Origin of the sequence: Bartonella doshiae NCTC 12862 = ATCC 700133 (genome assembly GCF_000278155.1) — a bacterium.
Classification (GTDB): domain Bacteria; phylum Pseudomonadota; class Alphaproteobacteria; order Rhizobiales; family Rhizobiaceae; genus Bartonella; species Bartonella doshiae.
The window spans coordinates 308,170-328,166 of sequence record NZ_JH725096.1; the positions used below are offsets into that span (position 1 = coordinate 308,170).

18 protein-coding genes and 1 pseudogene are annotated in these 19,997 nt (G+C 39.6%); 13 read left to right on the forward strand and 6 right to left on the reverse strand.

The window, feature by feature from the left end; all coding sequences use genetic code 11:
* The 3 genes and pseudogenes from MCS_RS06125 to MCS_RS08365 form a co-directional block, all read left to right on the forward strand.
* A pseudogene (locus MCS_RS06125) lies at positions 1 to 840 on the forward strand (cell envelope biogenesis protein TolA); the annotation flags it as partial.
* Positions 841 to 883: 43 nt separating this feature from the next.
* The gene (gene tolB / locus MCS_RS06130; protein WP_004856478.1) at positions 884 to 2,206 is read left to right on the forward strand and encodes a Tol-Pal system beta propeller repeat protein TolB; all 1,323 of its coding nucleotides are present in this window, start codon (positions 884 to 886) and stop codon (positions 2,204 to 2,206) included.
* A gap of 132 nt (positions 2,207 to 2,338) precedes the next feature.
* The gene (locus MCS_RS08365; RefSeq protein WP_004856480.1) at positions 2,339 to 2,485 is read left to right on the forward strand and encodes a hypothetical protein; all 147 of its coding nucleotides are present in this window, start codon (positions 2,339 to 2,341) and stop codon (positions 2,483 to 2,485) included.
* Positions 2,486 to 2,613: 128 nt separating this feature from the next.
* Here the strand turns inward: MCS_RS08365 and MCS_RS06135 are convergent, their stop codons facing one another.
* Positions 2,614 to 3,360, reverse strand: a complete 747-nt coding sequence (locus tag MCS_RS06135; protein ID WP_004856482.1) for a YebC/PmpR family DNA-binding transcriptional regulator — start codon at positions 3,358 to 3,360, stop codon at positions 2,614 to 2,616.
* Positions 3,361 to 3,725: 365 nt separating this feature from the next.
* Here MCS_RS06135 and MCS_RS06140 point away from each other — a divergent pair, with 365 nt between their 5' ends.
* The 6 genes from MCS_RS06140 (at position 3,726) to glmM (ending at position 11,656) form a co-directional block, all read left to right on the forward strand.
* Positions 3,726 to 4,415 carry a DUF1013 domain-containing protein gene (locus MCS_RS06140; RefSeq protein ID WP_004856484.1) on the forward strand — a complete coding sequence of 230 codons (690 nt, stop codon included), beginning with the start codon at positions 3,726 to 3,728 and terminating at the stop codon, positions 4,413 to 4,415.
* A 213-nt stretch (positions 4,416 to 4,628) separates the two neighbouring features.
* A complete protein-coding gene (gene pal, locus MCS_RS06145) occupies positions 4,629 to 5,138 on the forward strand; it encodes a peptidoglycan-associated lipoprotein Pal (RefSeq protein WP_004856485.1) in 510 nt (169 codons plus the stop codon).
* A gap of 58 nt (positions 5,139 to 5,196) precedes the next feature.
* The gene (locus MCS_RS08370) at positions 5,197 to 6,153 is read left to right on the forward strand and encodes a tetratricopeptide repeat protein (RefSeq protein WP_004856487.1); all 957 of its coding nucleotides are present in this window, start codon (positions 5,197 to 5,199) and stop codon (positions 6,151 to 6,153) included.
* Positions 6,138 to 7,571, forward strand: a complete 1,434-nt coding sequence (tilS, locus tag MCS_RS06155) for a tRNA lysidine(34) synthetase TilS (protein ID WP_004856489.1) — start codon at positions 6,138 to 6,140, stop codon at positions 7,569 to 7,571. The genes MCS_RS08370 and tilS overlap by 16 nt, the downstream gene beginning before the upstream one ends.
* Before the next feature lie 123 nt (positions 7,572 to 7,694).
* Positions 7,695 to 9,845: an ATP-dependent zinc metalloprotease FtsH gene (gene ftsH / locus MCS_RS06160; protein WP_004856491.1), complete on the forward strand. Its 2,151-nt coding sequence runs from the start codon at positions 7,695 to 7,697 to the stop codon at positions 9,843 to 9,845.
* A gap of 431 nt (positions 9,846 to 10,276) precedes the next feature.
* Complete coding sequence (glmM, locus tag MCS_RS06165) at positions 10,277 to 11,656, forward strand: phosphoglucosamine mutase (protein WP_004856492.1); 1,380 nt, start codon at positions 10,277 to 10,279, stop codon at positions 11,654 to 11,656.
* 658 nt (positions 11,657 to 12,314) lie between these two features.
* Here glmM and MCS_RS06170 read toward each other — a convergent pair.
* Both MCS_RS06170 and MCS_RS06175 read right to left on the reverse strand, forming a co-directional pair.
* The gene (locus MCS_RS06170; RefSeq protein ID WP_004856495.1) at positions 12,315 to 12,752 is read right to left on the reverse strand and encodes a phage holin family protein; all 438 of its coding nucleotides are present in this window, start codon (positions 12,750 to 12,752) and stop codon (positions 12,315 to 12,317) included.
* 3 nt (positions 12,753 to 12,755) lie between these two features.
* Positions 12,756 to 13,082 (reverse strand): ElaB/YgaM/YqjD family protein, encoded by a 327-nt coding sequence (locus tag MCS_RS06175; protein WP_004856496.1) that lies wholly within the window; start codon positions 13,080 to 13,082, stop codon positions 12,756 to 12,758.
* A 525-nt stretch (positions 13,083 to 13,607) separates the two neighbouring features.
* On the opposite strand from MCS_RS06175, the gene MCS_RS06180 reads away from it, so the two are divergent.
* Both MCS_RS06180 and MCS_RS06185 read left to right on the forward strand, forming a co-directional pair.
* Positions 13,608 to 14,552 carry a MotA/TolQ/ExbB proton channel family protein gene (locus MCS_RS06180; RefSeq protein WP_004856497.1) on the forward strand — a complete coding sequence of 315 codons (945 nt, stop codon included), beginning with the start codon at positions 13,608 to 13,610 and terminating at the stop codon, positions 14,550 to 14,552.
* Positions 14,549 to 15,118, forward strand: a complete 570-nt coding sequence (locus tag MCS_RS06185; RefSeq protein WP_004856498.1) for a biopolymer transporter ExbD — start codon at positions 14,549 to 14,551, stop codon at positions 15,116 to 15,118. Before MCS_RS06180 ends, MCS_RS06185 begins: the two co-directional genes overlap by 4 nt.
* A 137-nt stretch (positions 15,119 to 15,255) precedes the next feature.
* On the opposite strand, the gene dut is transcribed toward MCS_RS06185, so the two are convergent.
* The 3 genes from dut to MCS_RS06200 all read right to left on the reverse strand — a co-directional run bounded on the left by dut (position 15,256) and on the right by MCS_RS06200 (position 17,568).
* Positions 15,256 to 15,798 (reverse strand): dUTP diphosphatase, encoded by a 543-nt coding sequence (gene dut, locus MCS_RS06190; protein ID WP_004856499.1) that lies wholly within the window; start codon positions 15,796 to 15,798, stop codon positions 15,256 to 15,258.
* Positions 15,799 to 15,944: 146 nt separating this feature from the next.
* On the reverse strand, positions 15,945 to 16,808 hold the full coding sequence (locus tag MCS_RS06195; protein ID WP_004856506.1) for a VIT1/CCC1 transporter family protein: 864 nt from the start codon (positions 16,806 to 16,808) through the stop codon (positions 15,945 to 15,947).
* A 541-nt stretch (positions 16,809 to 17,349) separates the two neighbouring features.
* Positions 17,350 to 17,568, reverse strand: coding sequence for a hypothetical protein (locus tag MCS_RS06200; RefSeq protein WP_004856508.1), 219 nt, complete (start codon positions 17,566 to 17,568; stop codon positions 17,350 to 17,352).
* Positions 17,569 to 18,343: 775 nt separating this feature from the next.
* Here MCS_RS06200 and MCS_RS08140 point away from each other — a divergent pair.
* Together MCS_RS08140 and MCS_RS07985 are read left to right on the forward strand one after the other, a co-directional pair.
* Positions 18,344 to 19,093, forward strand: coding sequence for a hypothetical protein (locus MCS_RS08140; RefSeq protein WP_004856510.1), 750 nt, complete (start codon positions 18,344 to 18,346; stop codon positions 19,091 to 19,093).
* A 218-nt stretch (positions 19,094 to 19,311) separates the two neighbouring features.
* Complete coding sequence (locus tag MCS_RS07985; RefSeq protein WP_004856512.1) at positions 19,312 to 19,917, forward strand: hypothetical protein; 606 nt, start codon at positions 19,312 to 19,314, stop codon at positions 19,915 to 19,917.
* Positions 19,918 to 19,997: the final 80 nt, after the last annotated feature.

The window sequence follows — 19,997 nt, forward strand, 5'->3', positions numbered from 1 at the left end:
CAAGAGGTTGTTCCAGAGGTTATGCCTAAGGAGCGTGTATCAGAGTCTCAAGAGGTTGTTCCAGAGATTATGCCTAAGGAGCCTGTATCAGAGCCCCAAGAGGTTGCTCCAGAGGTTATGCCTAAGGTGAGCGCATTAGAACCTCAAGAGGGTGCTTTAGGGGGGCTGTCAGAGAAGATTCTAGAAACGTCAAAAAATCAAGAAAATACATTGTCGGATGAATCCACAAATACGACACAAAAAGCACTTGTAGAACGCGCACAAGCTCCCAAAATTACGCTACCTAGTACATCTCCCCTTCCACAGTTTAAGCCAAAATCTGCTAACGACAAAAAATCCTTGCCTCAAAATGCGCAGGCAGCAAAACACAAAACTCAACAAACAAATGTGCAGACAATTGAAGATATTTTAGCAATGGAAGAAAAAAATCTGCTCAACCATACGCGCACACAGGGAGGTGGGGCTAAGCGTTCCAGTGAACCAGAAGCTTTGGGTGCACGAAAAAATATGGGCAATACCATAAAAATAGCACAAACATTAGTTAATATTGTAGGCTCTTGTATTCAAAAAAAGCTTAAACTCGTTGCTCTTGGTGGAGATTTAAAAAACCGTCCGGCTGTGCGTTTGCGATTTTACTTAAACTATGAAGGAATGGTTGTGGGAGAACCTGTTATTGATCCCTTAAGCGGTGGAGAGAGTCAGCAAGCTATTATGGTGAGACAGGTTTATGCAGCTGTTTTTTCATGTCAACCTTATCCGGGTCTTCCACGTGATCAATATGATATGTGGGAGCAAGGTTTTGATTTTAATGTTGATCCATTTAAAGATATAACCCGATGAGTTACAAATATATTTTCTTCCTCAATGAAAGGGATATTTCATTATGGCTATGACGAAACACACATTTTTTTCTTGGTTTATTGTCACAGTGGGGGTGTGGTTTTCGGGTTTTTCATCTGCTCAAGCACAGTTAAAAGGTACCATTGCTAGTGCTGATTTTAATCCCATTCCGATTGCCATTACAGATTTTGTTTCTGATGATTCAATTGGGCCGAGGATAGCGGCTGTTATTACAGCAGATCTTGAACGATCGGGACTTTTTTTGCCGCTTAGTCGAGCCTCTTTTTCTAATAAAATTCCTGATCCCAAGAGTCAGCCGCGTTTTGCTAATTGGCAAAAGATAAATGCACAGGGTTTGGTGACTGGTCAGGTTATGAGAGAAACTGATGGACGGTTGAGAGTGGATTTTCGTTTATGGGATGTCTTCGGGCAGCGACAACTTAAAGGGCGGCGCTTTTACACAGCAATAGAACGCTGGAGGCGTGTTGCGCATCTGATTGCAGATGAGATTTACAGCGAAATGACCGGGGAAAGCGGTTATTTTGATACGCGGATTGTTTTCATAGATGAAACAGGGCCTCAGGATGCGCGGATTAAACGCTTAGCGATTATGGATCAAGATGGTGCAAATTTGGTTTATATTTCTGATGGTAGTGAATTGGTTCTCACACCACGGTTTTCTCCTAAGCGTCAAGAAATCACCTATATGGCTTATGGGTATAAGAAAACACCTCATGTATATCTTCAACAAATCGAAATGGGACAAAGAGAATTAATTGGTGCTTTTGACAATATGACAATTGCCCCACGTTTTTCGCCTGATGGACAACAAGTGATTATGAGTTTGTTGCAAAATAATGGCAGTGCAAATCTTTACACTATGAATTTACGTACCCGCACAATGACACGCCTTACAACAACCTTAGCGATTGATACGTCAGCTTCTTATTCGCCCGATGGGAGTAAAATTGCCTTTTCTTCAGACCGTGAAGGAAAACCGCAAATCTACATAATGAATGCGGATGGTAGCAATGTTCAGCGTATTTCTTCAAACGAAGGAAGCTATTCTACTCCCATTTGGTCACCTCGTGGTGATTATATCGCTTTTACACGACAATTGGAGGGTAAATTTTCCATTGGTGTTATGCATCCCGATGGACAAGGAGAACGAATTTTGACTACAGGCTTTCACAATGAAGGACCAACATGGGCTCCTAATGGTCGCGTATTGATGTTCTTTCGCAAAGATCCAGGCATGGGGCCTAAGATTTATACGATTGACATTACTGGTCGCAATGAACGTCAATTGCCTACGCCCAATGATGCTTCTGATCCGGCATGGTCACCGTTACTCAATACGCGATAAAAAGGTCAACCATTTTATTTTATAAAGATGTAAAGCTATGCATTACTAACATATAATGATAGCTGTACATTTCCAGCTTAAAGGAGCTAAATTGCTCTTCTGTTATAGCTATTGTGTTTGGAGCATCTGGATATGGCAATGGCTTTTGTCTTGAGAGACTTTTTTAGAATTTTAGAAAAATTGGAAAAAAATCCAAGAGTTTTCATCTTTGAGGTTTTGGTTAAAAATATGGAGAAATATGAAGGAGAAACCCCGCAAGGCGGGGTTTTTACGTGTTAAGCTATAAGAATGAAAACTGTAAACAATTTTGGAGAAGGCTCCTGTACAGAGAATATCACCAAAGAACAAGCATAAGGGAGACAAATCCTATAGAAGGGGTCTTATTGGCATGATAAAGCGATAAGAAATTATGCAGACAGTTTGGCTAAAATCTCATCACTGACATCAAAATTAGCATAGACGTTTTGGACATCGTCATCTTCTTCTAATGTTGCAATAAGCCGTAAAATTGACAGAGCTTTTTCTTCATCAACGGGAGCAAAGGTGGTTGCTTTCCAAACCGTTTTGATTGATTCTGCTTCGCCAAGCTTTACTTCAAGCGTTTTAGAAACTTCGCCAATATCTTCAAATGCGCAGGTGATATGATGCCCAGTTTCTTCGGATTGTACATCTTCGGCTCCTGCTTCGATTGCTGCGTCCATTATGCTTTCCATTGTTCCTGCTTCAGGCTTATAGATTATTTCACCAATCCGATTAAACATAAAGCTGACGGATCCTGTTTCTCCTAGGGCTCCACCTGATTTGGTGAAAGCGGCGCGCACGTTTGAAGCGGTGCGGTTGCGGTTATCGGTTAAAGCTTCAACAATGACGGCAACACCCCCTGGACCATACCCTTCGTAGCGGACTTCATCATAATGTTCGACATCATTTCCAGAAGCCTTCTTAATCGCGCGTTCAATATTGTCTTTCGGCATTGATTGCGCTTTAGCGTTCTGGATTGCAAGTCTCAAACGCGGATTCATGGCTGGATCAGGAGCACCTTGTTTGGCTGCAACAGTAATCTCGCGTGCAAGCTTAGAAAATATTTTCGAGCGCATTGCGTCTTGACGCCCTTTACGGTGCATAATATTTTTAAACTGTGAATGGCCTGCCATGGTTTTCCTTCCAATTTTCTGGTTTTTTTCTGTTGGGAGATCCTTTCCGTTAAAAAAATTAACACGCGTCCCAAGAAAAAATATGCCGCATTATGAGATGAAGTGATAAAATAAATTCCTTATAAGAAAATTTACATTAAAGGTAAAGACACGCACTTGAGGTTCATTAATAAGACAGATATCTTGTCGTTAAGCAAAAATCACGCTATAACAGTATGTGGTTTCATGGAAAAAGTGGTTTATTCCATATCTCGCTAATGTTGAGAGCGGGTGGAGAGAACCTGACGTGTAAGAACTGAAGCTTCAGTGCTCCAAAGTGAGCGATAACCTGCCTGAAAAGAGGCAAATGAGAGGATATTATAAAGATGGCAACGCAACTTTTGATGCCTAAAGCTACGGCTGTTTGGCTGGTTGATAATACTGCACTTTCTTTCGATCAGATTGCAGAATTTTGTAAATTGCATGTCTTAGAAGTAAAAGCTATTGCTGATGGTGAAGCTGCTTATGGTATTAAAGGTTTGGATCCAATCAGTTCTGGTCAGTTGACACGCAGTGAAATTGCAAGGGTGGAGGCTGATCAAAACGCACGTTTGAGAATTTCAGAGTCCAGAGTACGCATTCCTGAAAAAAAGCGCAAGGGCGCGCGTTATATTCCTCTTTCTCGACGTCAGGACCGTCCTAACGGTATCTTGTGGTTGGTGGTCAATCATCCTGAGTTGAAAGATGCACAGATTGCACGGTTAATTGGGACAACAAAAGCAACAATTGAACAAATTCGCCATAGAACCCATTGGAATAGCGCGAATTTGGTTCCTCTTGATCCTGTAGGGTTGGGGTTGTGTTCGCAAATTGATTTGGACTTCGAACTCCAACGCGCAGCAAAAAATCGTCCAGCCTCTGTTGAAGGAGATAGGTCTTTGCTTCCCGCATCCGTGACAGAAAATGCTGCACTCAATGAGGTGGGGGATGAACAAAATTTCAATGAAAATTTCGATGCCGATAAAGTTTTTGCAAAATTAAACGCACTTCAAAAAAGTCATCAGGATGATACATAAACAGAATACTGCCTCGCAGCGGTAAGTGTATGCAGCTGTTTCCATGAGAAATACAAAGCTGTGTGTGAGAAAGATTAGGTGTAACGCAAAAAATAATGGTGAATAAAAAAAGAAAAATTTTATCTTTATTCAGAATTGATAACTATTCTTGAAGAGCTATTGAAATATGTATCCCTTCAATTTCAGTGTTTACTAACTAAGGAGAATTCCTACATGTGCTCTATCAAAAACATTATCCTTCATCCTCTTGCTGTAATCCTCTTTTTTTCGCTGTCTTTAGTTGGTTGTGGGCAAAAACGTATTGATGGAATAAATAGTTCTTGGAATAGTGCGGGCTTAAATCACGGGCCTTCAGGTTCAGGGCAGGACTTTATTGTTAATGTTGGAGATCGGGTTTTCTTTAGTCTTGATTCTTCTTCAATTGAACCTGATGCTCAGCGTGTTTTGATGCGACAAGCAGAATGGTTGCTTCGTTATCCTTACTATTTTATTACGATTGAGGGGCATGCTGATGAGCGCGGAACACGTGAATATAATTTAGCTCTGGGACAACGCCGTGCTGTTGCTGTACGCGATTATCTGATTTCTCTTGGTGTTTCTGCGCAACGCTTGCAAACGATCTCTTATGGGAAAGAAAGACCTGTTGCAGTGTGTGATGATATTTCCTGTTGGAACCAAAATCGCCGTGCTGTTACGACAATTCAAAATGTGAATGGTGAGTAACAAAACTGATGCCAATATTTAAATAAATTATTGGATTGATTCTTTTTGGAAGAAATGTATGTGTGCGTGTAAAAAACAGAATTGGAAAGCCGTTTTCTTTATATCGGCTTTCATTGTGTGTTTTGCTTTGTTTACACAAAGTGCACCACGAAAGGTTTCTCCATTCCTCCCTTATGATACGGCTGATATGTCGTCTGCTCCTGTAGGTGTTGCTCCAAGTGCGACTTCTAATTCTCAGAGGACTGCTCAAAAGCAAGGAATGCGTTTGGAAAATCAAGATTCTCTCCTTAAAGAGTATGATTTGGATAAGCTTTTGCATAGAATACAAACCGTACTTGAGCATAACAGTCTGGAAAATACCAAACAGCAGTTTCACCGGTTTTTTGATAAAAAGGACTCTGCTGTTTATTCTTGCCCGTCTTATTATCCCCCTTTGAATAAACAGTTGCAGACCATAAAAGACATAAAACAGAACCATACTACGACAAATGATCAGAATAATATTGCTCATGGAAAGAGCGATGATCATGAAAATCACCCGAAAGAAGCGCATAACCGTTTAGAGAAAATACATGAAGAGAACTCCCATACGGAATTGCATCAAGGCGAAGATTTGTCTCTTCTCACTGCCAAAACATTATATAAAAAGAGCTATGATTTTATTCTTTCTGCCAACTATGTTGAAGCTGAAAAGGCCTTTTGTGTTTTTCAAGACCGTTATCGAGAAGATCCTTTGAGTGGTGATGCTTTGTTTTGGTTAGCAGAAGCTTTATTGGGACAAAAGCGCTATCATGATGCTGCACAAGTGTATCTCGCTGTGTGGTATACAGATAAAAAGACTCTCTATGGATCTGAGATTTTACTGAAATTAGCAATAAGTATGGCTGCTCTTGGCCAAAATAAAGAGGCTTGTGCTCTCTTTTCCAATATACCAAAGCGTTATAAATCATTGGAATGCGCCTTTTGTAAACGTCTTGAAAAGGAGCGGAGTCGTTCGCAGTGCTCGTTAGACTAGCAGGAAATCTCTTTAAAACATCAGATTTTATCCAGTGTCAGAAGTTAATTCTTGCAGTTTCTGGGGGAGGCGATTCGCTTGCTTTGTTGTTTTTGGTTCAAGATCATCTTAAAACATTGTCTTTTCCGCCGGAGATGATTGTCGTTACTGTTGATCATCAATTGCGTCCAGAATCAGCGCGTGAAGCAGAAAATGTTGCAGAAATTTGCCGTGCTCATCACATTAAGCATATCATTGTGCGGTGGAAGGGTAAAAAGCCAAAGACACATATCGCTGAAAAAGCGCGCATTGCACGGTATGATCTTTTGTTCGAAGAAGCGCAAAAACAAAACGCGACGCTTATTATGACAGGACATACGCTTAATGATCAGATCGAAACCTATCAGATGCGGTATCAGCGGCTTCAAAAGGATATGGATGTTTTTTTGCAGGATAGTTCCCTTGTTACTATGCGTGAGGAAATCTTTAGGAAAGATGAAGGAGCAGAGAGTGCGAAAAAAAACACTGGGCTGTTGTATGCACGCGGTTTATCTTGCATTCCGCGTGAAGCATTGTTGCATCGCTCTGTGCGTTTAATTCGTCCACTCCTTGGTGTAAAGCGCGAAACATTGCGTGCTTATTTACGCTTAAAAGGAAAAACATGGATTGAAGATCCAACGAATGAAGATTTGAATTTTGAACGCGTGCGTGTGCGGCAGTCCCTTCATCCCCAACAGTTTATTACATTTGTTAAAAAGGTTCATGAAGCAGCGCTAAAACGTCGAGAACAGGCGCAAAAGATTGCCGATTTGATCTTGGCTCTGGATATTATTGTTGAACATGGGCGTTGTTTTATTGCAAAACCTGCGCCGTTCTTACACCAACATCCAAGTTTTCCTTTTGTTGTTGGGCTTTTTGCGGTGCTGATGGGAGGTAGCTCTTATTTGCTTCCTTATAAAAAATTAATCATGCTTGACAAAAAATTGTGTTTACACTCTTCTCAAAAACAGCGTTTTACTTTGGCTGGGTCTGTCATTGAATATAACAGCGATGGAATTTCTTTTTGGCGCGAATCTCGAAATATTAAAGAGATAAGCCTTGATCCAGGAAAAACGTGTTTATGGGATGGGCGCTATCAGATCACTAATCATGAACCTGATGCTATCAAAATTGGAGCAGCAAATTTGGAACAGCTAAAATATTTATGCAAAAACAGTAAATTAGATTGCGATCGTCCCCATTTTCCCTCTTTACAATCACTTTTGATGATCTCAAATGGTAAAGCTTTCTCCATTCCAGAGTTGACATCTCAAGCTGCTTCTCTACAAAATATAACCATGAAACGCGTAATGGCTCCCTTCAATTGGCTTTTGTCATATGAAGATGCCGTTTTTATTAATGTTCTTGAACCTTTTTTTAATATAGAGGTGAAAAGATGAAGAAAAATTACTCTAAAAGACAATAAACATCTTCTTATACCTTGGCAAGGGATAGACAAGGTTATATGTTAAGAAAAACTATTTGAAATCTATATTTGATGTATTTGATTAAGTGGACATAATATGAATTCCAATTACCGCTCTCTCCTCATTTGGGGAGTTATTGCCTTGATTTTGATTGTATCATTTTCTTTTTTTAATGGAGATAGCCAGCGTGCTGGAAGTGGAGAGGTTTCCTATTCCGAATTCTTGCAGAAAGTTGAAGCGAATGAACTTCGCTCTGTAACAATTCAAGGGCAAAAGTTAACAGGACAGACGACTGAAAATAGAGTTGTGTCTACTTATGCTCCACGCGATCCAGGGCTTATACAAAAATTGGAAAGCAAAAATGTAAATGTGAAGGCTGTTCCTGAAAGCTCTGGCAATAGTATTTTCCTCAATCTCCTCTTTTCATTGTTGCCTGTTATTATTATTGTTGGTGCGTGGATCTTCTTTATGCGACAAATGCAAAGTGGATCACGTGGCGCGATGGGATTTGGTAAATCCAAAGCAAAATTGCTTAATGAAGCGCAAGGGCGTATTACCTTTCAGGACGTTGCTGGCGTTGAAGAAGCAAAGCAAGATCTACAAGAGATTGTAGAGTTTTTACGCGAACCACAAAAATTTCAACGCTTAGGGGGGCGTATTCCTCGAGGTGTCTTGCTTGTGGGACCTCCAGGAACTGGTAAAACCTTGTTAGCACGCTCTGTTGCAGGTGAAGCCAATGTACCGTTCTTTACAATTTCAGGGTCCGATTTTGTTGAAATGTTTGTGGGTGTTGGTGCAAGTCGCGTACGGGATATGTTCGAACAGGCTAAAAAAAATGCACCTTGTATTATCTTTATCGATGAAATTGATGCTGTTGGACGCCATCGTGGTGCAGGTTTAGGTGGGGGTAACGATGAACGTGAACAGACCTTAAACCAATTGCTCGTTGAGATGGATGGATTTGAACCTAATGAAAGCATTATTCTCATTGCGGCAACAAACCGTCCCGATGTGCTGGACCCTGCCTTGTTAAGGCCAGGACGTTTCGATCGGCAAGTTGTTGTGCCAAATCCTGATGTTTCTGGGCGTGAACAGATTTTGAAAGTTCATGTGCGCAATGTACCGCTAGCCCCTAATGTGGACCTGAAAATTTTGGCAAGGGGAACACCAGGATTTTCCGGTGCAGATCTTATGAATCTTGTCAACGAAGCTGCTCTTATGGCTGCGAGCCGTAATAAAAGAGTTGTGACTATGCAAGAGTTCGAAGATGCTAAAGATAAGGTTATGATGGGGGCTGAACGCCGGTCAAGTGCCATGACACAAGAAGAAAAAGAGCTAACAGCATATCATGAAGCTGGACATGCTATTGTCGCGCTCAATGTGCCTGTAGCTGATCCTGTCCACAAAGCGACAATCGTTCCAAGAGGGAGAGCTTTGGGTATGGTTATGCAATTGCCTGAGGGGGATCGTTATTCTATGAGTTATTTGTGGATGATTTCTCGGCTGGCTATTATGATGGGTGGACGCGTAGCTGAAGAATTGAAATTCGGAAAAGAAAATATCACATCTGGTGCTTCGTCCGATATTGAACAAGCAACAAAGTTAGCACGGGCGATGATTACACGATGGGGATTTTCTGATCTTCTTGGAAATGTCGCTTATGGTGATAACCAAGATGAAGTTTTTTTAGGCCATTCTGTTGCTCGAACGCAGAATGTTTCTGAGGAAACAGCACGCATGATCGATTCTGAAGTGCGCAAGCTGATTGATGATGCTTATACCAGTGCTACAAAAATTCTGAAAACAAAAAAGAAAGAATGGTTTGCTCTTGCGCAAGGTCTGTTAGAATATGAGACTTTAACCGGTGCTGAGATTAATGAAGTCATTGCTGGAAAGCCTCCTTCACGAACACAGAAAGATGAAAATGCGCCTTTGCGTACTTCATCTGTGCCAAAAACAGGAGCAAATAAGGGAGAGAGTGCTGAACAAACGTCAGGGAAAATCAATACTGATAAAGGTGAAGCGGGAAAAGCAGAACTGAAAGTTGGAAAAGAAAAAACAAAATCTAATGATGTTGAATCCAAAGATACTGCATTTAAAGGCGCTAAATCTCATGAAATTGAGAAAAAAACACGGAGTACCAAAAAGAGTACCGAAGCTGTAGATTCTTTTGAAAATAAAGAAAATGCTAAAAAAGTAAGTAATACCGGACGGAAAGGGAAACAAGAACCTTCTAATGATGCCTGAATGACCGTGTTTTTTGAAAGATTCTAAACAATTTTTTTGACAGAGGCGCAAGCTTGCTTGCGCCTCCGCCATAATGTTTAAAGACATGCGTGTAAAGCGGTACGACATTTTTGAGAAGAGTATTTAAGGGTGTTTTTTTGAGGGAAGACGGTACGTTTGTTCTTTTGGTTGTATGCAAAGAAAGTAGCGTTTTCAAAACATGTCAAAGAAGAACATTGTGGGGTGTGTTAAGGCTTTAGAGGTGTGTCTATTGAAGTGATGTGTGGGGTTATAGAAATAGGATTTATTCTGAACGAAAATGTGTTCAACGTTTTGAGTTTTTTAAGAATAAAGGGATATATAAATGATCTCATTACATCGAGGGGCTCGCTGTACGAGGAATTTTTTCTGTCAGGAAAACAAAAGAAAAAGTGTGTATAAAGGAAAGAAGGATGGCACAAAAATATTTCGGTACAGATGGAATTCGGGGCAAAGCGAATTCTTTTCCTATGACACCAGATTTTGCCATGAAAGTAGGGATGGCCGTAGGGGTTTTGTTTCGTTCACAACATCAATCGTGTCGTGTGGTGATTGGTAAGGATACCCGATTATCTGGTTATATGTTGGAAAATGCTTTGGTTTCAGGTTTTACTGCTGCTGGAATGGACGCTTTTTTATTAGGTCCTGTTCCAACCCCCGCTGTTGCGATGCTCTGTCGTTCGCTGCGCGCGGATGTTGGAGTGATGATTTCTGCTTCTCATAATCCCTTCTATGATAATGGAATTAAACTTTTTGGCCCTGATGGCTTTAAGCTTTCAGATGATATCGAAGCAAAAATTGAACAATTAATTGAGACAGATCTTTCAAAATCTTTAGCAAGTTGTGCAGAAATTGGTTACGCAAAAAGGGTTGAAGGTGATATTTATCGTTATATTGAATACGCTAAACGGACCTTGCCACGTGATGTTCGCTTGGATGCTTTACGTATCGTTGTCGATTGTGCAAATGGCGCTGCTTATAAAGCTGCACCGCGTGCTTTATGGGAATTGGGGGCTGAGGTCATTGCTATTAATGACGCGCCAAATGGTCTTAATATTAATAAAAAATGTGGCTCAACCGATTTAACCTCTTTAAAACAAAAAGTTCATGAAGTGCGTGCTGATGTTGGGATTGCTCTTGATGGGGATGGAGATCGTGTTCTCATTGTTGATGAAAAGGCACAAACCATTGATGGAGACCAGTTAATCGCTGTTATTGCTGAACATTGGCTTAAAACGGAGCGTTTACAGTGCAACGGTGTTGTTACCACTATTATGTCAAATCTTGGACTTGAGCGTTTCTTGAATAGTAAAGGTTTGGATCTTATTCGGACAAATGTTGGGGATCGTTATGTTGTCGATGCTATGCGTCAGAAGGGATATAATGTTGGTGGTGAGACTTCTGGGCATATTGTCCTTAGCGATTTTGGAACAACTGGTGATGGACTAGTCGCTGCTTTACAGATTTTAGCCTGTATGCAGGAAAGCCAAATTCCTATGAGTCAGTTGTGTAAACGGTTTGAACATGTACCGCAAATTTTGAAAAATGTAAAAGTTCAAAACAAAAATGTGCTGAAAAAGGATGCTGTTAAAACAGCAATAGATCAAGCAAAGCAGCGTTTAGGAAAAGACGCACGGTTGGTTATACGTTCCTCTGGGACTGAACCGGTCATTCGCATTATGGCTGAAGGAAATGACAGAGAAACTCTTGATGCTGTCGTTACAGAAATGGTCTCTATTATCGCACATCATGATATCGCTGCAAAAGTGGGGGGAGCCATTGAAAAAGCATGAATTCTTTACGCAGAATTGCTGAAAGGTTAAATAACAAAGTACTTAAAAAAGAGGAATGATTGTTCTTTTGTCTTTCTAGAATTTGGCTGCTCATGGTTATTGAGGGTGCATTTGAGGCATCGAGGACTAAAGGCAATAATGTTTTGAGCGCTGTTGTTGGACGTGTTTTGTATATTTCCCTTAAATTGAGGAGAGGGTTTAAAGGAAAGAGCCGGTAGTTAGTAGGGGCCTTTGTGTATAACAGGAACATTGTTGTGTTTCTGTAGAGAAAGTTCTCAGGGAAATGTTCTTGGGGAAATGTTTTTGGGGGGATGAGAGTGTTTTCGTTACAGAAATGGTCTTTGTTATTTGCGTATTATGAGAGCGCTTCAAAAGGGCATGTTTGAAGAAATCTATAGGTTTCTGATGGTTATTGCCATTAAAAAACAGTCAGATGGAAGGGGATAAAGCCTTATGGGATAGATCTTTGCTGTCGAACATTCTTATTATTTTATTATACAAAAGATAGGGAAAGCATTTTCTAACCAAAGGATGCTAAAGTGATAGGAAGGATTAGCATTTTGTAGCATTGGCTGGGAGGTGTGGTGTTGGAACAAAAAACGCTTTCTCTGTATGCAGAGAAAGCGTCTTGGAGCATAGAGTGATAGAAGAGTTCTTTTTAAGAGTGATCTTTTTTATCTTTTTTCCATAAAAAATAGGTTGCGAGTCCAAGGACTGGAACGCCTAATTTCGCAAAAGGGAGATTTTTACTGAGCAACGAAAGCCCAGAAAGCGTGGCTTCTGTCATAAGCTTATGGCGTTGTTCTTCTGTCTTCTTTTGATGATTATAGCGTTGATAAGCTTTGAGAAGGCGGTGCGCCAAAATACCTAGTCCTGCAATAAAAAGCCAAATGAAAAACACAGTGTTGGCTGCTGCAAGAGGTTTCATGATCGAACATAATGCAATAAAGCCCGCGACAGATAAAAAAAGCAATGACATAAATAATGAAACGGCAATAATACTACAGCAAATTGCTTGAAGACGCATTTGCTTAACAGTATTTTTGAGCTCTCCGCCCATAAGGTTGTTTAAAAGAGGAGCGATAAATGTATGCATTTTTTAACGACGTAATAATTGTGCAAGAATAAAGCCAACACCTGCTGCAATAAGAACGCTTTTGCCAGGGTTTTTGCGAATACATTGATTCATCGTTTGTTCAAAATCACCTATTTTATCCTTTGCTTGAGAGAATATTTCTTCACCATTTTCTTTTGCTGAACTGTATAATTTTTCAGCCTTATCTTTGGCGGTGTTGAATTTATTTGTTCCAAGATTTGTGAGAGTTGTGGTTATACCTGAAATTTCACTGCGCAATTTTTCTAATTGTGTTTGGAGATCTTTTTCTGATGCTGTTTTTTTATTTTCTGTCGGTTTATTGTTTGCCATGATGTTTTTTCCCTCTCTGACTCATTTATGACTCATTTTTGTGTGTTCACAGTGATTATTTGCATTGGAGTAAAATTTTCACTGTTTGGGTAACGTCAAACAGTTTTTTTCGTTCCACCTCTTTGTATAAATCTATTCATTGCCCTTCTTTATACAATCTAGAAGTGTTTTTGATAAAATCAATCTTACCTATGAAATCAGTTTTGCATCTCTCTGTTTTTATTAAATATAATGATGCTTGATAAATTTTTGAGATGGAATTCTTGTTGTCGTGGTAGGGAATACTTCTTCAAGAATCCTGCTTGAAAGAGGCAATTTCTGAATTAAAACTAAACTTGATTTATCAAGTTTTATTCCTTAAACTGAACACGAAGTGGCATTAAGAAAAGTCTCCCACAATATTGTTATAAAAAGGGCTGTTACGGAAGAGGCCATTATAGAAGCAGTGTTGTGGAAAGATCGTGCTATGGGGTGATGACACGACTGTAAAATCAAAACTTTAAGACCAAAATGGTGTGAGACGAAATGGAATCTGAAACAGTATCGTTAGACAATATGTCTACTGCGTTTGCTGCGCATAATCTTTCCCCTTTTTCTATGTTTATAGCCGCTGATTGGGTTGTAAAAACGATTATCGTTCTTTTGTTGCTCGCTTCTCTTGCTTCTTGGACGATTGCTTTTGTGAAAGTTGTTGAGATCTTCTTAGCAAAACGAAGAGTACGTCATGAGCTTCAATTCGTTCTTAATGCTCAAACCCTCCCGCGTTTAGCTGCTAGCTTGAAAGAAAGCAAAGGAGTGGGGGTATTCTTTTTAAGAGAAGTCCTTAAAGAGGTGTATCTTTCTACACAACAGGTTAATTTTATTGCTTCTGATGGAAGCAGTGGAGGCTCTCGTGAAAAAGCACATGAAAGGCAATGTGCACAAAAAGGAATATCTGCACAGGGAATATTCGGAGAGGGAATATTCGGACAGGGGGTATTTGGAGAGGGGATTCCAACGCAGCAGAATCCCTATGATGATTGTCTCTTCTCTGAGGAGATTGATCGATATGGAGAGGTTGGTCGCGATATGAATGAGGGCGTAAAAGAGAGAGTGCATTCGCTTTTGTCACGCTGCTTGCTTTCTGCTGTGCGCCGTGTTGCATGTGGAAGTGCTGTTCTTGCAACGATTGGTGCACTTGCCCCCTTTGTTGGTCTCTTTGCAACCGTCTGGGGGATCATGAATTCTTTTATCGGAATTGCGGAATCTCAAACAACGCGACTCGATGTGGTTGCTCCTGGAATTGCTGAAGCCTTACTTGCAACAGCTATTGGGCTTTTTGTAGCTATTCCTGCTGTTGCTATGTATAATGGCTTAATGCGTGCTATTAATGGTTATCGCAATGATTTAGGTGATATTGCTGCAGCCATTGAAAGACTCTTGAGTCGTGAACTCGATAGGCATCTACAACAGAAAAGTCACAAAAAATGAAAGCAAACTTTAATGATGACTGGGATGATGGTGATTTACACAACGAGATTAATGTAACCCCTTTTATTGATGTTGTTTTGGTCTTACTCGTTGTTTTTATGGTAGCGGCGCCTTTGGCGACGTCTACTATTCCTGTGCAATTACCTTCTATAACGCAAGCACCCGCTGCCATTCAGCCTGAGGAACCGCTTTATGTTACTTTGCAAAAAGATAATTCTCTTTATGTTGGTGATCGTCTTGTGAACAAAACAGAGTTTCCTGGAATTTTGTTGAAAGAAACAAATCAAAATTTAGAGACAAAAATTTTCATTAAAGCTGATCGTGAAATCGATTATGGTCTTGTTGTTGATTTGCTTAATCAAATACGTACCGCTGGATATACTAAAATCGGTCTTATGGGATTGCAAAAATCCTCCAATGTTATGGCAAAGGCGGTAACAGGGAATGCTGCTGTGCAGAAAACAGCTAATGCAGTGGAAAATACATCAGCCGATGCGACAAGAAATGTCGTTAATACTGTGACCACTACTCCTTCTCCCATGGAGAATGCTGCTCCTGTACAGTAAAGAGGGGGATTTATCTTTTCTGTTAAACCACAGGTACCAAAACTATCATTTCTCATGTTTTCTGGTATGGGGTCGAGCAACACCTTCATGGGAAGGATGTTTCTTCCTGTACAGTAAAGAAGGTGCTGTTTTTCTGCTTAGTTGTGGCCTGTTGAACCAAAACCCCCAACACCACGATCTCCGGCATTTCTTGGTGTGTTATCTTCTTGCGTTGGTTCAATTTCGCAAACATTGACTTGAACAACCGGAGCGATGACTGTTTGTGCAATGCGCATGCCGCGTGTAATGGAGAAGTTTTCTTGCCCCAAATTAATGAGAAGCACTTTAACTTCACCACGGTAATCACTATCAATTGTCCCTGGCGTATTCAGGCATGTAATGCCGTGCTTTAAGGCTAAACCAGAGCGTGGGCGTATTTGTGCTTCAAAACCAAGGTGAAGGTGAAAAATAAGCCCCGTTGGAATAAGAGCACGTTGTCCAGGTGCGAGGACAAGTGTCTCTTCTTCTCCAAGTGCTGCGCGTAGATCAAGTCCAGCAGAGCCTGCTGTGGCATAGTCTGGGAGTTCTAAACCTTGCCCATGTTCAAGACGCTGGATAAATAAAGTCGCTTTTTGTGAAAGCTGAGGGGATGGATTCGACGAAAGGGGGCTCTTTTGGCTGTTCAGGGGCGTATAGGGCATGGTCAAAGCATCTCCAAAATATAAAAAACAAACACAACTCTAACAAAAGATCCCTTCTGAAACAAGAAGTGAAAGGTTTATAAAGAGAACGACAGCTTCCATGGCTTGTTTTATATGGTAAACGCTTATTTTCCAGAGTGTTTGTTTTATATACTACCAATGAAGATCCCCGTAGCAAAAACGAGAGTTCCGCCAAGAATAACTTGTAAGGATGCGCGCCAAAAAGGTGTCGACATATATTTATTTTGAATCCAAACAATGGCCCATAATTCGAAAAAGACAATGATAAATGCAAGAACCGTTGCAACATAAAAAGAATTGATCAAATAAGGAAGCGCATGGCCTAACCCTCCTAGCGTTGTCATAACACCGCTAGCAAGACCTCTTTTGAATGGAGAACCACGCCCTGATAATTTCCCGTCATCATGAGCTGCTTCTGTAAATCCCATTGAAAGACCCGCTCCAATGGAAGCGGAAAGCCCTATCAAAAAGGTTTGGTGTGTATCACCTGTGGCAAAAGCCGCTGCAAAAATAGGGGCAAGGGTAGAGACAGAGCCATCCATTAAGCCCGCAAGACCAGGTTGAATCCACGTTAAAAGCATTTGCTTTTGTGTTTTGGTGGGTTTTTTCGCAGTTTGTTTTGTCGTTGTTGTTCGTGCACTTGCGCTTGGAGTTATTGTATGCGCATTTTTGCTTTGGTTTATTGTACATGCATTTGCGCTGGAGCGCTTACTTGCTACAAGGGCAGGATGGTCACAAAATGAATCAACAGCCTTTGCACGATTATTACAAGAAAGGCAAAGAAGCTGCTTATAATTTTCCAGCTCTTGCATGCCCATTGCTGCAAAAATTGCTGCTTGCTTGGAGGAATAAGGTTTTAGAGCCTTTGCATATCTTAAATAGAGCGCTGCGTGCTTCTCTTTTTCTCTCAATATGCGTATTATCATCTTTTGTGTTGAACGAAAGGACAGAGCTTTGCGTTGTATAAATGAAAATAACGGCTTCAACATTTTCTAGGCCTTTATACTTTAGAATAATTCTAAGATATAAGATAAAAAAAATGGGAGTCAATATAAAATTTAAAAATTCGTAAAAATAGTGATAAGAAAAAAAGAGCGTTGGTGTGTAAAGAGGGTAAAAAAATTAAACGTAAGAAATGATAAAATCTGGCTTTTGCAAAAATATATCTGTCGTATTCATGTGCGACAAGAATGATGGATGACAGAGAAAAAAGTCAAATCGTTTGAGTGAGAGATCTTTTCTGCGACAATGCAACTGAAGAATGTAAGAAGGCGAAGAGTGTAAGAAGGCTTTGTCATAGACATTGTGGGAATAGGCCTTGTGTGCGTATCATAGGAATACCACAGAAGAAAAGAGCCGATGCATAGAGCATATTAGACTTTATTCATCATGGAGAGTGAGGAAAAAATCAAGGATATTGATTGAATATAAAATAAAGGCATACAATGTGATTAAATTGCATTCCATGTCTTTAATACAAATTATTCAATAAGGTTATTCTTTAACCCCCATTAAAGGGAAATATCTTAATTAAGGAACAAGCCATGTGCTTTGAACAAAAGCATCGTACGTCTTTCGAGCCTTTGTATGCGTGGAATTTTTCGCAATATGATAAAGATATAGAAAATATGCGAAAAGACCAAAAATCCCTGCTTCCATTTCGATCAAATCCGCTACCGGTGTAACACCTGGGTTAGCATCTGCTTCAATGTTTGGCTCTGATTGTTTAAAAATATAATTACCAACCATATTAAGAGCTGTGATAACTTTACTCTCTTATGATGATGCTATGGAAATTAAACTGGAATCCTGAGATTCTCTCTTTAACAAATTGGCATTCGCTCCTAAAATCTGTGAAAAGAAAAACGCTGTTGTAACAATACATAATGTTATTTTTAAATTACATTTTTTCTTAGAAAAATCTTTGTATCAAGGATACACTTGTGAAATACATTGTCGTGTGGGGTAATCACTTTATTCTATTATACCGTAAAATACCGTTATTGAGGGGTAGCTGTATAAGGTCTATTCTCAGTATTATCGTTGCCAATCGGTTATAATCTGCTACGCAAACGGTTATTTTTCAGATGACATAAGAATTACTGACTCTCTTTACCGAAAGTGATGCATTCAAAGAGCTATGAAGTGCTCTTGGTGTTTTTGTGCTTGAATGATTAAATGATTTTTGTTCATTACGGGTGAGTGTGAAAAGTCAGAAAAATGTTGCAATATTATAAGTGTTGATTCAGCGTTAAAATTTATGATTTATTCAGGATAATTTTTGTATTGCGACTTGAATGAGAGTCCCGAATATATTAGGATTTTCTCGTTTTAAACTCTCTTATATTTAATAAAAATCTTTTGGCACATGTCTTTGGGAGGATTTGCGCGCGCCCGTGATTTTCTCAAAGAGCACGATACGTTGCAGTGTCAGAAAGTGCGTAATTTCTATGTGATAAAAGAAGGTGTTCTTGATGTTTCAACAAACAGTTAAGTTTTGCAGATAAAAATAGGAAAAATATATATGTTCATTGATGACGGTTTGGAATTTTGGCGTCTTTTTGATAAACTAACATTACCGCAGGCAGCGTTTTTGATTATTGGATTGAATCCAGGAAAATATGAAGTTGTTGATAAGCTCTGTCCAGAAAATAGTACTATTCGTTGTCGAAATAATGATGTTTTAAGATTATCTGCTGCTACTCAATTCCGTACAGTGTATAATGGCATGCTTACAGCAGGAAAAAACAATCAATTAAAGGTAGAATGGGCGTATGATTTTTGTGATGGGATATATGGACATGATTCATCTGTTAACGTTGAAGATTTAAAACGTTGGCTTTCATCTTTCGGTCTGCGACCTGCATTTTTTTTCCCTCAGGTTGATTCTCATGAAATTTCTGAGGCGGATTCTCATAAATTGAAAGAACAAAAATATGCCTTTCAAGATCCAAAACATCCACGCTATACCCCAAAGCTTGCAGCTGTTGTTGCGGCATGGGAGGCCATGGACACAGTTGAACAAAGTAAAAATGCTAAACATACGCTTAAAAAATGGCTGGAACAAAATGCAGCTCAATATAAGTTATTAAATCAGAGTGGTAAATTAAAAACAGATGTCATTGAGCAGCTCGCAAGTGTTGCTAATTGGCAACCTAAAGGAGGTGCTCCAAAAACAGCAGCCAGCGTTGCTTTATCAAAAGAACAAGTTATTAAAAAGAGTTATAATTCTGTTTCTTCTCATTCTATTTCTGAAACAGAATTTCCTTTCTAGGGGAGGTTTAAGATAATCTCCCCTATATTTTAATCTATTGTTTTTTAATAATAAAATATTCTTTATGGTTTGTAGAAGTGTTTTTTAGAATAAGAACCTAGGCATAGAAAGGCTACAGTAAGAGTGGAATTTACCCTTTAGTTTTCGTAACTTCGGTCTCTATTTTTGTTTGATTTTTTTTGGCATTTTTCAGTTCATGCCAAAAAATGGAGTTCAAAATGCTTGAGACTGATTCTTTTTTAACTATACGTGAAAGCTTACCTGTAAATGACAGTCCGAAAAGTTTTCAGAAAAGAGTACCAACATCTTGGTGGTGTGTTGCGGATCAGACGATGCACAAGCCGTGCAAAATAGGTATGTATTATTACGCTGTTCCAAATCTGAAATTATCGCTGTTGGTGAAAAAGATAAAGCCAAGCGTAATGCGTTCGTTGCGTAAAGAAACATTGCCTTATGAAAATACTCCAAGAATAACACGTGCAGCATTGCGTAATATATGGTGTGATTGCTATGGACTGGTATACTGCTCCACGCATGAAGGTCAACACTCTCGTTTACCTCTTGCCAATGGGGTTGATCGATGCTTATTGCTGCATTGTGATGCTGGTTGTACATTTTTAGGAATGACAGGGACATTAAAAGCAGTGGGGCGGATAAAGCGTAGAAATCACCCTACCAGAAATGTGCGTGTCTTGGAAATAAATCTGAAACTTAACATCACTCTCTTTCAGAGAAAAATTATGGATATCTTTTATATTTTGAGAAAAAAGATATCCAAAGCGCAAGAAATTAACAGCAAACAAAACCTATCAAAGATTGTTTAAAATAGACCTATTTGTGAAAAGGGAGTACCGCTTACTCTGTACTACAAAATTGATGCTTTCATGAAACACCTCCCCATCGA

Bases quoted from the DNA above. Each gene is read 5' to 3' on its own strand.
- dut (WP_004856499.1), bottom strand. From the start codon at position 15,798: ATGCCCTATACGCCCCTGAACAGCCAAAAGAGCCCCCTTTCGTCGAAT.
- MCS_RS06180 (WP_004856497.1), top strand. From the start codon at position 13,608: ATGGAATCTGAAACAGTATCGTTAGACAATATGTCTACTGCGTTTGCT.
- MCS_RS06170 (WP_004856495.1), bottom strand. From the start codon at position 12,752: ATGCATACATTTATCGCTCCTCTTTTAAACAACCTTATGGGCGGAGAG.
- pal (WP_004856485.1), top strand. From the start codon at position 4,629: ATGTGCTCTATCAAAAACATTATCCTTCATCCTCTTGCTGTAATCCTC.
- ftsH (WP_004856491.1), top strand. From the start codon at position 7,695: ATGAATTCCAATTACCGCTCTCTCCTCATTTGGGGAGTTATTGCCTTG.
- MCS_RS07985 (WP_004856512.1), top strand. From the start codon at position 19,312: ATGCTTGAGACTGATTCTTTTTTAACTATACGTGAAAGCTTACCTGTA.
- glmM (WP_004856492.1), top strand. From the start codon at position 10,277: ATGGCACAAAAATATTTCGGTACAGATGGAATTCGGGGCAAAGCGAAT.
- MCS_RS08370 (WP_004856487.1), top strand. From the start codon at position 5,197: ATGTGTGCGTGTAAAAAACAGAATTGGAAAGCCGTTTTCTTTATATCG.
- MCS_RS08140 (WP_004856510.1), top strand. From the start codon at position 18,344: ATGTTCATTGATGACGGTTTGGAATTTTGGCGTCTTTTTGATAAACTA.
- MCS_RS06135 (WP_004856482.1), bottom strand. From the start codon at position 3,360: ATGGCAGGCCATTCACAGTTTAAAAATATTATGCACCGTAAAGGGCGT.
- MCS_RS08365 (WP_004856480.1), top strand. From the start codon at position 2,339: ATGGCAATGGCTTTTGTCTTGAGAGACTTTTTTAGAATTTTAGAAAAA.
- MCS_RS06175 (WP_004856496.1), bottom strand. From the start codon at position 13,082: ATGGCAAACAATAAACCGACAGAAAATAAAAAAACAGCATCAGAAAAA.
- tolB (WP_004856478.1), top strand. From the start codon at position 884: ATGGCTATGACGAAACACACATTTTTTTCTTGGTTTATTGTCACAGTG.
- MCS_RS06200 (WP_004856508.1), bottom strand. From the start codon at position 17,568: ATGGTTGGTAATTATATTTTTAAACAATCAGAGCCAAACATTGAAGCA.
- MCS_RS06185 (WP_004856498.1), top strand. From the start codon at position 14,549: ATGAAAGCAAACTTTAATGATGACTGGGATGATGGTGATTTACACAAC.
- MCS_RS06140 (WP_004856484.1), top strand. From the start codon at position 3,726: ATGGCAACGCAACTTTTGATGCCTAAAGCTACGGCTGTTTGGCTGGTT.
- MCS_RS06195 (WP_004856506.1), bottom strand. From the start codon at position 16,808: ATGTTGAAGCCGTTATTTTCATTTATACAACGCAAAGCTCTGTCCTTT.